The sequence below is a fragment of the Deltaproteobacteria bacterium genome, assembly GCA_029858205.1.
Taxonomy (GTDB): Bacteria; Desulfobacterota; GWC2-55-46; order GWC2-55-46; family DRQE01; genus JAOUFM01.
Genome location: JAOUFM010000002.1, coordinates 87,829 through 100,327 on the forward strand (window position 1 = coordinate 87,829; position 12,499 = coordinate 100,327).

Consider the following 12,499-nt stretch of genomic DNA (forward strand, 5'->3'; position numbering starts at 1 on the left):
AACCTCCTCTTTACTTTACCCTTCTAAGGCTGGTAAGAAGCGTTTTACTTTCCTCGAGCCCTTCCATCAGGAACTCGCGCATAAGGCCGCAGGCAGTAACTATCTTCTCATTGGCTATGGAGTAATGGATATTAAGTCCGTCTCTCCTTGCCTTGAGTATGCCAGCGTTCTTCAAGACCGCAAGGTTCTGGCTAACGTTGGCCTTACGCTGGCCAACGGCCTCTACTATCTCCGAGACCGTGTGCTCGCCGTCCTTTAAGGCGTATATGATTTCCAGCCTCTTTGGGTTCGAGAGGGCCTTGCATATGGCAGCCTGTATGTCAAATAAGGTCTTCATGGCGCCTACCTCCCATAGTTCAATTGTTGCATATATTCGAAACTATGTCAAGGGCTGCGCCTCATTATTTTTTACCTGCCGAGGGTGGGCGCACCCTGCCCTTCCCCTCTTTACTCCTGGCAGTGAAGGTGTTATTATTTCCAGATGAAAAAATACGGCGCTAAAAACATAGAAAAGGCGGCCATAGAGCCGTGGCCAAACCCTGCAAAGGGCAAGGACTATACCATAGAGATAAGCTACCCTGAATTCACGTGCCTCTGCCCGAGGTCAGGGTACCCGGACTTTGCCACCATCCGCATCACGTACGTGCCAAAGGACTTTATCGTGGAGCTAAAGTCCCTTAAGCTCTACCTAAACGCATTCCGCGACCGCGCAGTATCGCACGAGGCCTCGACAAACGAAATATTTACGGCCCTTAAGAAGGCGCTAAAGCCCAAGAAGCTTGAAGTCGTAGGCGACTTTAATGTACGGGGAAATGTGAAGACCATCGTCAAGGTCGCCATATAAAGCAACGCCCGCAATTGGCCCGCAGGCAAACCGAGGAAGTCTCCCAAGGAGGCTCGACATGAGAAAATTTTTTTCAATCGTTACTTCAGCGTTTTTACTGGCGATTACGCTCCCGGAACGCCATGCCATGGCAGACGATTGTTACGACATGAGTATCAATGCCGATCCCGACAATGCCATAAAAACATGCACAAAGGCCATCTTATTACACCCGAAGGACTCTAAGGCCTACTACAGCCGCGGCATTGCGTATGAAAGAAAAGACCTCCTCACGCACGCACTTAAGGACTATGACAAAGCCATATCTCTGGATCCAAAGGATGCCGAGGCCTATAACATTCGCGCAAACGCGTATGCAAGCAAAGGCCGCTATGACCGCGCGATAAAGGACTTCGACAAGGCCATATCACTAAACCCTAAACTTGTGTACGCCTATCAGAACCGTGGAATTACGTATGCAAAAAAAGGCCTCTATGACAGCGCAATCGGGGACTTTGGCAAGGTTATATCCTTAAAGCCCGATAACGCGGTGGCCTACTACAACCGCGGCATTACGTACGAGAAAAAAGGGCTTCTTGACCACGCAATCGAAGACTATGACAAGGTCATATCCTTAGACCCAAAGAATGCCGAGGCCTACAACATCCGCGCAAACGCGTATGCCAAAAAAGGCCTCCATGACCGCGCAATCGAGGACTTTGACAAAGCCATATCATTACACCCCAATTTCATGTACGCATACGAAAGCCGCGGATATTCGTATTCCCAAACTGGCTTCTTTGACAACGCCATCAAAGACTATGACAAAGCCATCTCCTTAGACCCGGAATACGCAAACGGCTACTATAACCGCGGACTTGCGCATGCAAGAAAAGGCCTCCTTGACCAAGCAATCAATGACTTTGACAAGGCCATATCCCTGGATCCGAAAAATGTGTATGCCTACGCCGCCCGCGGAAATGCATATTTCGAAAAAGGCTCCCATGCCCGCGCGATCGAGGACGTCAACAAGGTCATGTCATTTGGACCCAAGGATGCTAAGGCCTACTCTAACCGTGGAAATATATTTTTCTATAGAGGCCTGTATGATAAAGCCAAAGCGGATTACAACACGTCCATCAAATTGGATCCGGCATACGAATATTCTTATCTCCGGCTTCTTAACGCAACTTGGCTTGCAAAGAAAGACGACACAAAAGCGCTCGACCTGCTCCGGCAATTCGTGTCTCAAAACAACACCGACGACTGGGTGCGCGTCATATCGCGCTACTATCTCGGAGACGGAAGCATCAGCGAGCAATCGGTTATCGAAGAGGCAAAAAAAAGAACAACCGAAGAAGACGTACGCGGCCGCCTCTGCGAGACATACTACTATCTGGGGATAAAACGCCTTGCTGCAGGAGACACGAATGGCGCGGCCGACTATCTCGCAAAAAGCATTGAAGCGGATAAAAAAGACTTCATAGAACACATGCTGGCAAAAGGGCTGCTCGAACGCATAAAGGCAAGAAAATAACTTTTTCAGACACAAACCGAAATCCTAAACCCGCAAGTTTGGTGTCAGACGAGGCCAAAATCTTTACCCGCTTCACAGGCCGCTAAGTTCATAAGCTTATTCAAGCGCAAGATTTGAGCCAAAGACAAGGAAAAGGCGGACGGACAAAACGGAGCATACTTTTATAGTATGTGAGTATTTGGACGGACGCCTTTGACGCAGTATTTGGCCAAAGATTGCGCTTGCCTAGACACGGCCAAATCGCCGCTTTGCCCCTACACAGCGCTAAATTCGCAGAAATTATTAAAAGCACACCACGAACAGCTTAAATATTCCGGCTTGGCGGTAAACTCCCTCTTTCTTATGCCCTCTGCCGTCTTCTCAAGCTCGCTAACTGTCTTGTCCATGTCCTTATCCGTAAACACCACGCTCCCGACAACGTCGTGGTCAACGAAATGCAGTTCGCAGCCCGAGGGAAGCTTTCCCATCGCAGCCCTGTAGCCAAGGGCATAGAGCTTTAGCTGCAAGGATTTTTCCGCCTTTTCAACTGCCTTCTCCACACTCCTGACGTCCGAGGTCTTAAAGTCTATGATATGCGCGCCGCCGCCGCGCTCCTCGATTAAATCCCATCTTCCGGCAATCGAGAACTTTCCAAACTCGGCAAGGAACGGCTTCTCTACACACACGGGCTTTATGCCTTCCTTTGACTCCTGCTTTTTAAAGAACCTGCGTAAGGCCTCGATACCCTCGTTCATGCGCTTTTCCTCGTGCTCTCTGGAGACAAAGCCCTCGTTACGCCATGCTGACTTGAATATGGAGAGAATGTCGTCCTCGAACACGGCCGCGTTGTCCATCTTTCTCTCAAAGTAAAAGCGTATGGCAGCGTGCATGGCGCTTCCGTACATAACCGTATGATGCGGCAGAAGCGGCACCTTCAAGACGTGCACGTACCTGTATTTTAACGGGCATGTGGCGTAATCATCCACCTCATAAGGCGTAAGTTTTATTACAGTGTCGTCCGGCAGAGGCGCCCTTTCTATATGCCCTGCTGCAGGCGGCGGGGCATGGCGCTTTATGGCCTCGGATGCACTCGTCTTTATAAGCGGCGAGGCTTGCGGCGCGTCCAGGGCCTCGAGCACAAAGCGGCTCGTCTTCTTCGCCCTTACGCCGCCGTAATCAGCCGCACCCGTGAGATAGAGCTCCTCCATGGCCCTTGTCATGCCAACATAGAAGAGCCGCCTTTCCTCCGCGATATGGGAATCCCCGGAGGGAAGTATGTCCTTTATGATTTCGGCAGGCATCTCTATGGGGTCTTTTCTCCCTCTTCTCGGGAACCTGTCGGTAACAAGCCCTGCCATGAACACGACCGGGAACTCGAGCCCCTTTGACTTATGCACTGTCATAACCTGCACGCACTCGGCGTCAAGGTCAGGCTCTGCTGTCGACGGGTCGTCTCCAGCTTCCATGAGAAGGTTCAGATGCTCGATTAGCGCGTGCGCGTTCTTTACCTTCAAGGTCTCCTCTATGTGCGTCACCATGTCGAAGAACTTGGCGATGTTTCTCACCTTGAACTCCGCTTCCTCGGTTGCCTCGGAGCTAAGGGATGAAAGTATGCCGCTCTCTGTAACAAAGGCGTAAAGAAGACGGCCCGTTGCCATGGTAAGGGAAAGCTCGGAGTAGCGCTTTACGTCGTCAACGCAGGCCTTTACCCGCTCGATACTTTTAGAATCAAGGTCCGTGCACGCTGTAATCCCCTCGGAAACGCCGCGCATGACGATATAGAGCGGCCTGTTAGTCCTTCTCGAAAGATTGTGACAGGGGATTAGCTCCTCGGCCTTGAGGCCGTAGGGCGCGCTACTTGCCAGATGAAAGAGGCTTAGCGAATCCATGTGATTGGTGACTGCGCGAAGGAACGCGATAAGGTGCATTATCTCTGGCCTTGAGTAAAGGCCGCTCGAGCCCGAGAAGCGGTGGTCTATGCCGCTCTGGGTAAGGGCCTTAAGGTAGGGCTCGGCATCGCCGTTCGTCCTGACAAGAAGCGCAAAGTCCGAGAGGCGGCGCTTTTTGGAGGCGCACGCCTCTTTTATCATTCTCGCAATGGTCTCTGCCTCGCTCGTGACAGTGTCGAAGAAGAGGTGCTTCACCGCCCCTGCCCCGCCATCGCGAATCGAGACAAGGCGCTTATCAATGCCGCTTTTTATCTCGAGCCGGTCGGGGTTGTTATGCGTAATGAGCCTGTACGAGGCATCGAGGATTGGCTGCACGGAGCGGTAGTTCTCCCGAAGCGTTATTTCCGCTGCGTCCGGGAAAACGGTCTTGAAGTTAAGGACATTACTGATTGCCGCGCCCCGAAACTTATATATGCTCTGGTCGTCGTCTGCAACAACGGTGATGTTACGCCTCCCGCCTGCAAGGAGCTTTACAAGCTCGAACTGCGCGTAGTTCGTGTCCTGGAACTCGTCTGCGAGCACGTACTTGAAGCGATCGGTATAGCGCTTTAGCACCGTTGGCCGCGTTCTAAGGAGCTTTAGCGCCATAGTTACCTGGTCGCCGAAGTCCAGATACCCGTTTTTCGCCATCAACTCCAGATACGCGGCATAGGAAGAAGCAAGCTCGATTTGCTCGGCCTTGAAGTCAGCAGGGTCATCCGGCAAGGAGGACGCGTACTTGATATATTCCTCTGGCACTACGTCCTCGTCCTTCAGGCGGCCAAAGTACCTCACGAGCTCGAATACGTGCTTTGTCGGATTGCCAGATGGCCTGTATCTTTCGAGCGGAAGGTCGTAGACGTGTTCTCTTAGAAATATCGCGCTCTCGGCCAAGCTTAGCACTTTGAAATCCGGGTTAAGGCCGCTTGCGAGGGCGTTATCACGAAGCAGCCTGTCGCCGAATGAATGGAAGGTGGATATCCACACGGTCGAGTACCCGTATGGAACGAGCCTGTCGACGCGTTCCTCCATTTCATTGGCTGCCTTTTCGGTAAACGTGAGGGCAAGAATGTCCGAGGGATTTACGCCCCGCTCGACGAGCTTTGCTATCCTGTGCGTGATGACGCGGGTTTTTCCGGTGCCCGCGCCTGCGATGATAAGAAGCGGACCTTCGCCGTGGTTGACGGCTCTCTTCTGCTCGCCGTTTAGTTCGTAGGTCTCTTCTCCTTTTATGACCCCTGTCATCTTGCTCCCGTATTTAGCGGCTAAGGTGCATCGGTATCTTGACGGTAAACTTCGCTCCCGTGCCGTCCTCGCTTTCGAGGGCTATGGAGCCGCCGTGCGCGTCGACAAACTTTTTTGTAAGCGCAAGGCCGAGCCCGAGGCCGCCGTAATTGCGGACAAACCCGGTCTCTGCCCCGGAAAACGGCGTGAAGAGCGCATGCCTTACGTCACTTGCTATGCCGGGGCCCGTGTCCGTCACTGTCATAATAAGCGTATCGACACCCTCGAAATGCTTTCTATCGATACCAAGCCCCACGGTGCCGCCCTTCGGGGTGAACTTTACCGCGTTATCAAGAAGGCTCTCGAAGATGTGCTTTAGCATGGCCCTGTCGGCCTTTATGACATCTAACCCGGAAACCTCGTTCAAGATAAACGTCTGCCCCTTTTCAGCTGCCGCGCGCTCGGCCTCGACCACGACCTCGGAGACAAGTGTCTTCAAATCGAACTCGACAAGCTCCGTTGAAACGCCCTCGTATGTGCGCGTTACATCGAGAAGCTTTTCTATGTGCCCGAGCAGTTCGTTGCCGCTCTTTGTTATGTTGCCAAGATACTTTTGCCCGCTCTCCGAGAGCTTACTCGACGAATCGATGGATATGAGTTCGGTAAACCCTAGTATGTGGGTGAGCGGGGTCTTCAGCTCATGGCTCATATTGGCAAGGAATGTGCCCTTATATCGCCCTGCGGCCACGAGCTCGCTGTTTATCGAGTCTATCACCTTGAGCATGCTCCTTAGTTTCTCTTCCCTCTCCTTTATGACCGAGCTCATGTTGTTAAACCCGTCGGCCAGGTCCTCGAGCTCGTCGTTGGTCGTAACGCTCACTTCCTTGGAATAATCGCCGCTTGTTATCCTCTCGGCCCCGCTGTAGAGCTCTTCGATGGGTAGCGTTATGCGCCTTCTTAGCTGGTAATAAAGGACTGCGACGAGCGCCAGTCCTATGGCAGCGAAGACATAGAGCATCTTTCGCGCGCCTGCGGCGCGCCTGTTTGCCTTGGCCTCGAGACTTCTATTTTCTATAACCGCCTCTGTATCGAAGCGGTCGAGGTCCGAAGCAACCGAGTCGGCAAGCACAACCGCGTCGTTTAACTTGTCGGTTATCTGCCTGCTGCCGGGCTTGGCGTCCGAATACACGACATCCAAAACAAGCTCGCTTACCGCTACCGCGCCGGTCTTGACGCCCTCTTTACGCTCGTCCCACGGGGCATACGGCGGCAACGACTCCATCTCGCCAAGTGTATCACCCATGGCCCTTAGTGTCGAATCGAACTCGTTTCGCTTGGCTTTGTCACTTCCTATTATATATTCGCCGGAAAGTCTTATGAGCTTATGGATGTTGACGTTTAAATGATCGGCAAGCTCTATCCTTCTTGCCATCACGTGCATCTCTTTCATATCAGAGATCACGGCGTCTATGGTAAAGACCGACCACACGAGGAAAACTGCGGCAAAGGCTGCGCCGGCGAAAAACATCGCGATGATCTTCCTGTTTATGCCGGTCCTCATAGTTTCAGGGCCACCACGCCTTCGGCAAACGAGGCAACCGAGGCCGGCACATAGGCAATCGCGCCCTTCTCGCGCTGAACCAACTCGACAGCCTCGTATGAGCTGTGCAGGGTCGGGGGCACGTCGATACCCTCCCTGAACACCTTTTTCACCCAGTGAAGCTTATAATCCTTTTGCGTCATGCCGACAACCTTTCCAAGAAAGGCCTCTTTCAGGCTGCCGTCCTGCATGTTGACAGGCATCAGCGTAACGCCGCCCTCGAACCTCTTTTCGCCAAGGAATATCTTCTTTACCGTATCGGCGGTAACGCCGGATGCGAACGGCCCCTTGCGGTTGACGATGACGACGAAATCATCGGCAGCCATGCCCCGGTATGCAGCGCCAAAGACCGCCGCGAATATCAATATGCAAACCGTAACGCGTTTCATACGAAAATCACAACCGCCTTAGAAGTGAAAGGCCCACTGGGCCTCGAAGGAATCTTCTCTTGTCGAACCAACCATGTTGTCGCGCCGAAACTGGAACTTGACGGCAGAGTGCATGCCGTCGATATCGTAGCGAACGCCAAATACCGTTTCGCTTCTCTCGCCTCCGCCGGCAAGCCATTTAAGGTACGGATCCCCGGTCTTTGTATCGAGCCTTGCAAACCGCGCGTACGGGGTGAGGTTTATGCTGTCTATATTGTATGAAAGCTGTCCGTAAAAGGCGTGCGCCGCTCTCTCGCCGTTCTTTAAGAGATAGTATTCGCCTATAAGCTCCATGCCGCTCTTCTCGATGTGCATGTCGCCGCTGTAAACAGCCTGGTGCACATATATGTCGACAAGCTGGACAGGAGCGGTCTCTGTCTTCTTATACTGGACAAGATAATTTGCCGCTGACACGCCAAGAGAGAACCACGGCATCCTACCTGGCTCGAACGCAATACGGCCTGCCGCCATCTTCGAGTCGTTATTGTCGGACTGGTTATTTGGCGCGAGCCTGTACTTTCTGGACTTTGAATATAAAAACCAATGCGGGTCGACACTAAGCCCGGGGCCGTTGCCGACCTCGGCAGTATAAGAAAGCGGCCCAAGGGAGCCGGCAGCCTCGAGCCCGACAATATGCGCCGGAATTACGCCTCCTATGTCCTCGAAGTCTATGAAGAACGGACGATCCATGGGAGCATAGAGGTAACGACCGTGGTGGAAGGCGGCGTTCCAGTACCCAAGTGCCGTGTGAAAACGCCCTGCCCTAAGCTTTAAATAATCGTTAAAGGTGTACCCTATCCATATTCTCTCTATATTTATGCCGCTCTTGGCATTATGCTCAAAGATAAGCAACTCGGACATGAAGTTAAGCCTGCCGCTCTCCGCATGGGAGTAAAGGCCGACAGAGCCTATGTTAAACGACTTATTTCTTCTCTCGCGGCTGTCTGTATAGTAATTTATATCGCCAAATATGCCGAGGTTACGGCCAAACTGTGTTGCCACTCCGTCGTCATGCTTCGCTGCCGGGGACTTCTCCAAAAGAGAGCCCTCCATGGCCGCTACCTTTGCCTTCAGACTATCGAGTTCCTTTCTAAGCTCTTCTGTCTCGGTTGCAAAGCAATCGGCAGAAGAAACCACAAAAACCGCTAAGCAGGCCATCAAAAGCGCCACCACCCTAAGTACGCCTAACCTCTCCATATACCCTCCAGCAAAGCCGCTCTACGGCGAAATATTTTTTTTAAAACTCCTGCTACTTAAGTGCTGCCCGCGCATCAACCGCAACAAGCCCCTTCTCATATACGACGAACGGATTTACCTCGAACTCCTTAAGCTCCGGCATGGCCTCGAAGGCCGCGGATATCTTCACTATGGCAGCGGCAACGGCCTCTATGTCGCCGTGCTCGCCTCTGGCGCCGTTTAAGAGAGGGAAACTTCTCACCTCTTTTATCATCGACCTCGCCTCATCAAGCGTAACAGGGGCAAGGCGAAAGCTAACGTCCTTTAGATACTCTACCGCCACCCCGCCTATGCCAAACATTACGGCCGGGCCAAACTGCGCGTCCCTGAAGGCGCCGATGATTACCTCTATGCCCTTTGGCACCATCTTTTCGACGAGAAACCCGTCGAGGTTGACCATGGCGAAATCGCCGGCAACATTGACATATGCCTCCATCCACGCCTCTTCCATCTCGCGCGGGTCGCGTATGCCTGTGATAACTCCGCCTATGTCGCTCTTATGGAGAAAAAGCCTGGAAACAACCTTCAAGACAACAGGGTACCCGATTAAGGAAGCTGCGCTCAAGGCCTCTTCTTTATCCCTTACAAGCCGTGACTCGGGCACAGGAAGCCCGAGCGAGGCAACAAGGCTCTTGGCCTCGACCTCGTTTAGCGTCTTATGCCCCTTTGATACAGCTTGTTTTATGACGTCCGCGTTCATTCTAACCCTTTTAAATATGATTTAAAACACTTTTTTTGACAAGCACCGAAGCTGCCCTGACCGCTCCCTCGGGCGTCGAGAACACCGGCAACCCGGCCTTCTCGAACAAAGCGCGCTTACTTAGCGTAAAAGATCCTCCTGGAGAACATATGATAACCGGCTTTGCGGCCTTTTGGGCCTCTTCTGCAAGCATCATCGGCAGTTTGTCCGTAAGCCCAGGAGGGCCCCAGAGCGCCGCGACTATGGCCATGTCGTAGCCGTCGCCTTCAAGCACCGTTTTAAGTGAAAGAGCATACCATTCATCGGTCACGCTGCCGGTAAGGTCTATGGGATTAGAAACGGTAAAATAAGCCGGGAATACCGAGCGGAGCTCATTGGCCTTATTTTCGGCAAGCTGCGTGACATCGAGCCCTGCAGCCTCGCATGCATCTGCAATGCCAACCCCCATGCCCCCGCCGTCGGTGATTATGGCAACACGGCGGCCCTTTGGCATCACGGGACTTTTCGAAAGCACGCGGCATGAATCCATAAGTTCCTCGTAACTCCCTAGCTCGACAACCCCTGCCTTTTTAAATGCCGCCCTGTATATTTCGTATCGTCCGGCTATGGAGCCGGTGTGCGACCTTGCGGCCCGCTCTGCAGAGCCGTAGCGGCCGACTTTGTACGCAAGCACTGTTTTTTTCGCGCTGCACCTTCTTGCAGCCTCGACAAAGGCGCGGCCGTTATTTATGCCTTCGATATAAACGATAACAACATCGGTATGCTCGTCGGTAGAAAGAAAATCCAGGCACTCGGCCTCGGAAACATCCACGCGGTTACCGTAGCTTACAACCCTTGAAACACCGAGCCCCTCTGCCGCCATTTCATCCATTGCGGTCAGGGCAAACGAGCCGCTTTGCGACAGTATGGCTATGCGGCCCTTCCTGGGCCTGCCTGCCCTTTCCCTTGGTATGAAAAACGTGTCAACTCCGGAGACGGTATCGTAGATACCAAGACAGTTCGGGCCAATCAAGCGTATGCCTTCGTTTCTTGCTGTTTCCAAGAGAGCCTTCTCGTGCGCCGCTCCAACGGCCCCTGTCTCGGAAAACCCGCCGCTTACGACCACCGCGCCTTTGAGAACGCCGCCAAGCCCCTTTAGAAGTCCGGGAACATACTCGGCGGACATGGCAAACACGGCCATGTCAACGGGCTTGCCGATTGAACGGATATCGGGATAATAATTTTTTGCGGGATACTTGGGGTTTACGTAGAAGACCTCGCCCGGAAAAGCAGCGTCCTTCATGCTCTGCATAATGACGTTCGAGAGCTTACCCTCTGACGGGGAAGCCCCTACTATGGCAACGGCCTTAGCCTTAAAAAAACAATCCACCGCATTACCGCCGTTAAAACGTATTTTCAAGAAAAACTAATCCGGCTTGAACGCGACCTTACGGCGCGCCATCAAAAACGCGCGCGCCCGACCGCCGTGCACATCACAACGACCACGCCAAGCACCATGATTACGAGGTTCAAGAGCGTGCTCGCGGTATGCACCTTTATAAAATCCCTTCTAAGGCGCTCCCTAAGCTCTGTATCAGGGGTATCGCGCATCTTGCGCTTTATTATGCGCGCGTTATTGCCGACAACGAGCCCGGAAAAAAGCATCAACACTAGCATTACAGAGAGAAGCACGATTATGAGCATATCCACGCTTCGCTCGGCTCCGGAGACATAGGCATACGAGGCAATGGAGAGCGCCCCGCATATATAACCTGTCATCCAGTACTTCGGAAATACATCGCCGACCACGTCGCCGGCTGTTTCTCTTGGCAGCGTCTTGAATATGCTTGGCGCCGCAATAAAGCTAAAAAATATCATGCTGCCAAGCCATACTATTAGCGACATAAGGTAGATAAAATTTATCACGTGTATCACGGCTGCACCTCGCCCTAAGGAAGTTAATGGCCGATTCGGCCTAAAACGCCAAGTCATCCAAATTATAGCAGAAAACCGCGTGGCTGAAAACCATATTAATCGTCCTGGCATAAACAGGTATTGTGCTTGGACGCAGGAAATGCTATCCTTTAACAGATAGCCAGGCCCTTGCGGGCTACACGAACATTCCCCGTGACACCAGAACGCAAGAGACAGTTAAAAACCGCGAAAAACATCTCTTGGCCGTTTTTTTTCAGAAAAATAAAAACAAAAAATAGCAAGGAGGCAAGACCATGAAAAAATACATTCTGCTCGCAGCTCTGGCATTTCTGTTCACAGGATGCGTAAGCACCAAGCAATACGATGCGCTCCAAAAGGTCTCGGACGCAAAGGACGCGGAAATAGACCGTCTCACACTCGAACTCGACACAAAGAGAAGACACCTCGAAGAACTGCAAAAGGCGCTTGGCGACATAAGCGGCGAGAAAAAAGCCACTGCCGACATACTGGCCGACGCAAAAAACAAGATAAGCGAACTTGAAAAGGAAAACGAGTACCTCGCAAGGGAAAACGAGAGAATGAGGGTAAAGACCGGCGAGATAAGCGCCGAAAAGGAGGCGGAACTCTCGAGGCTCAAAAACTCCTACGACAGCCTGGTAAAGGAGCTCGAAGGGGAAATCGAAAAAGGCGAGGTCAAGATAACCCAGGCGGTCGACAGACTCTCGGTGAACCTCGTTGACCAGATACTCTTCAACTCCGGAGAAACACAGATAAAGCCCGAAGGCATGAAAGTGCTCGAAAGGGTCGGCGCGCTGTTGAAAAACATCTCGGATAAGCAGATCCGCGTCATCGGCCACACCGACAACGTGCCGGTTAGCGGCAAACTTAAGGAAAAATTCCCAACGAACTGGGAGATATCTGCGGCAAGGGCCACAAACGTCGTAAAGTATCTTCAGGAATCGTCCGGCGTAGACCCGAAGTTCCTCTCCCTGGCAGGCTTTGCCGAGCACCGCCCCATAGACTCAAACGACACCAAGGAAGGTCGCTTAAGGAACAGGAGAATAGAGATACTGCTACTACCGATGGATATAGACAAAGTGCTCGAAGAGCTGAAAAAGTAAAAATACCGT

At 52.4% G+C, this 12,499-nt stretch carries 11 protein-coding genes; 3 read left to right on the plus strand and 8 right to left on the minus strand.

The window, feature by feature from the left end; translation table 11 throughout:
• Positions 1 to 10: 10 nt before the first annotated feature.
• A complete protein-coding gene (locus tag OEV59_01870) occupies positions 11 to 337 on the minus strand; it encodes a metalloregulator ArsR/SmtB family transcription factor (protein MDH4226491.1) in 327 nt (108 codons plus the stop codon).
• A gap of 144 nt (positions 338 to 481) precedes the next feature.
• On the opposite strand from OEV59_01870, the gene queF reads away from it, so the two are divergent.
• Both queF and OEV59_01880 read left to right on the plus strand, forming a co-directional pair.
• On the plus strand, positions 482 to 844 hold the full coding sequence (gene queF, locus OEV59_01875; GenBank protein MDH4226492.1) for a preQ(1) synthase: 363 nt from the start codon (positions 482 to 484) through the stop codon (positions 842 to 844).
• 58 nt (positions 845 to 902) lie between these two features.
• Complete coding sequence (locus OEV59_01880) at positions 903 to 2,360, plus strand: tetratricopeptide repeat protein (GenBank protein ID MDH4226493.1); 1,458 nt, start codon at positions 903 to 905, stop codon at positions 2,358 to 2,360.
• Between the two features lie 254 nt (positions 2,361 to 2,614).
• Here the strand turns inward: OEV59_01880 and OEV59_01885 are convergent, their stop codons facing one another.
• From OEV59_01885 to OEV59_01915, 7 genes are all read right to left on the minus strand, one after another.
• Positions 2,615 to 5,512 (minus strand): ATP-dependent helicase, encoded by a 2,898-nt coding sequence (locus tag OEV59_01885; protein MDH4226494.1) that lies wholly within the window; start codon positions 5,510 to 5,512, stop codon positions 2,615 to 2,617.
• A 13-nt stretch (positions 5,513 to 5,525) separates the two neighbouring features.
• Entirely contained in the window at positions 5,526 to 7,052 is a 1,527-nt protein-coding gene (locus tag OEV59_01890; protein ID MDH4226495.1) for a HAMP domain-containing histidine kinase, read from the minus strand.
• A complete protein-coding gene (locus OEV59_01895) occupies positions 7,049 to 7,480 on the minus strand; it encodes a hypothetical protein (protein MDH4226496.1) in 432 nt (143 codons plus the stop codon). Before OEV59_01895 ends, OEV59_01890 begins: the two co-directional genes overlap by 4 nt.
• An 18-nt stretch (positions 7,481 to 7,498) precedes the next feature.
• Positions 7,499 to 8,716, minus strand: a complete 1,218-nt coding sequence (locus tag OEV59_01900; protein MDH4226497.1) for a hypothetical protein — start codon at positions 8,714 to 8,716, stop codon at positions 7,499 to 7,501.
• 52 nt (positions 8,717 to 8,768) lie between these two features.
• Positions 8,769 to 9,455, minus strand: coding sequence for an acetate--CoA ligase family protein (locus tag OEV59_01905; GenBank protein ID MDH4226498.1), 687 nt, complete (start codon positions 9,453 to 9,455; stop codon positions 8,769 to 8,771).
• A gap of 10 nt (positions 9,456 to 9,465) precedes the next feature.
• On the minus strand, positions 9,466 to 10,824 hold the full coding sequence (locus OEV59_01910; protein ID MDH4226499.1) for an acetate--CoA ligase family protein: 1,359 nt from the start codon (positions 10,822 to 10,824) through the stop codon (positions 9,466 to 9,468).
• A gap of 71 nt (positions 10,825 to 10,895) precedes the next feature.
• The gene (locus tag OEV59_01915; GenBank protein ID MDH4226500.1) at positions 10,896 to 11,369 is read right to left on the minus strand and encodes a DUF4149 domain-containing protein; all 474 of its coding nucleotides are present in this window, start codon (positions 11,367 to 11,369) and stop codon (positions 10,896 to 10,898) included.
• A 293-nt stretch (positions 11,370 to 11,662) separates the two neighbouring features.
• Between OEV59_01915 and OEV59_01920 the strand changes: the two genes are divergently transcribed.
• Positions 11,663 to 12,490, plus strand: a complete 828-nt coding sequence (locus tag OEV59_01920) for an OmpA family protein (protein ID MDH4226501.1) — start codon at positions 11,663 to 11,665, stop codon at positions 12,488 to 12,490.
• Positions 12,491 to 12,499 lie beyond the last annotated feature (9 nt).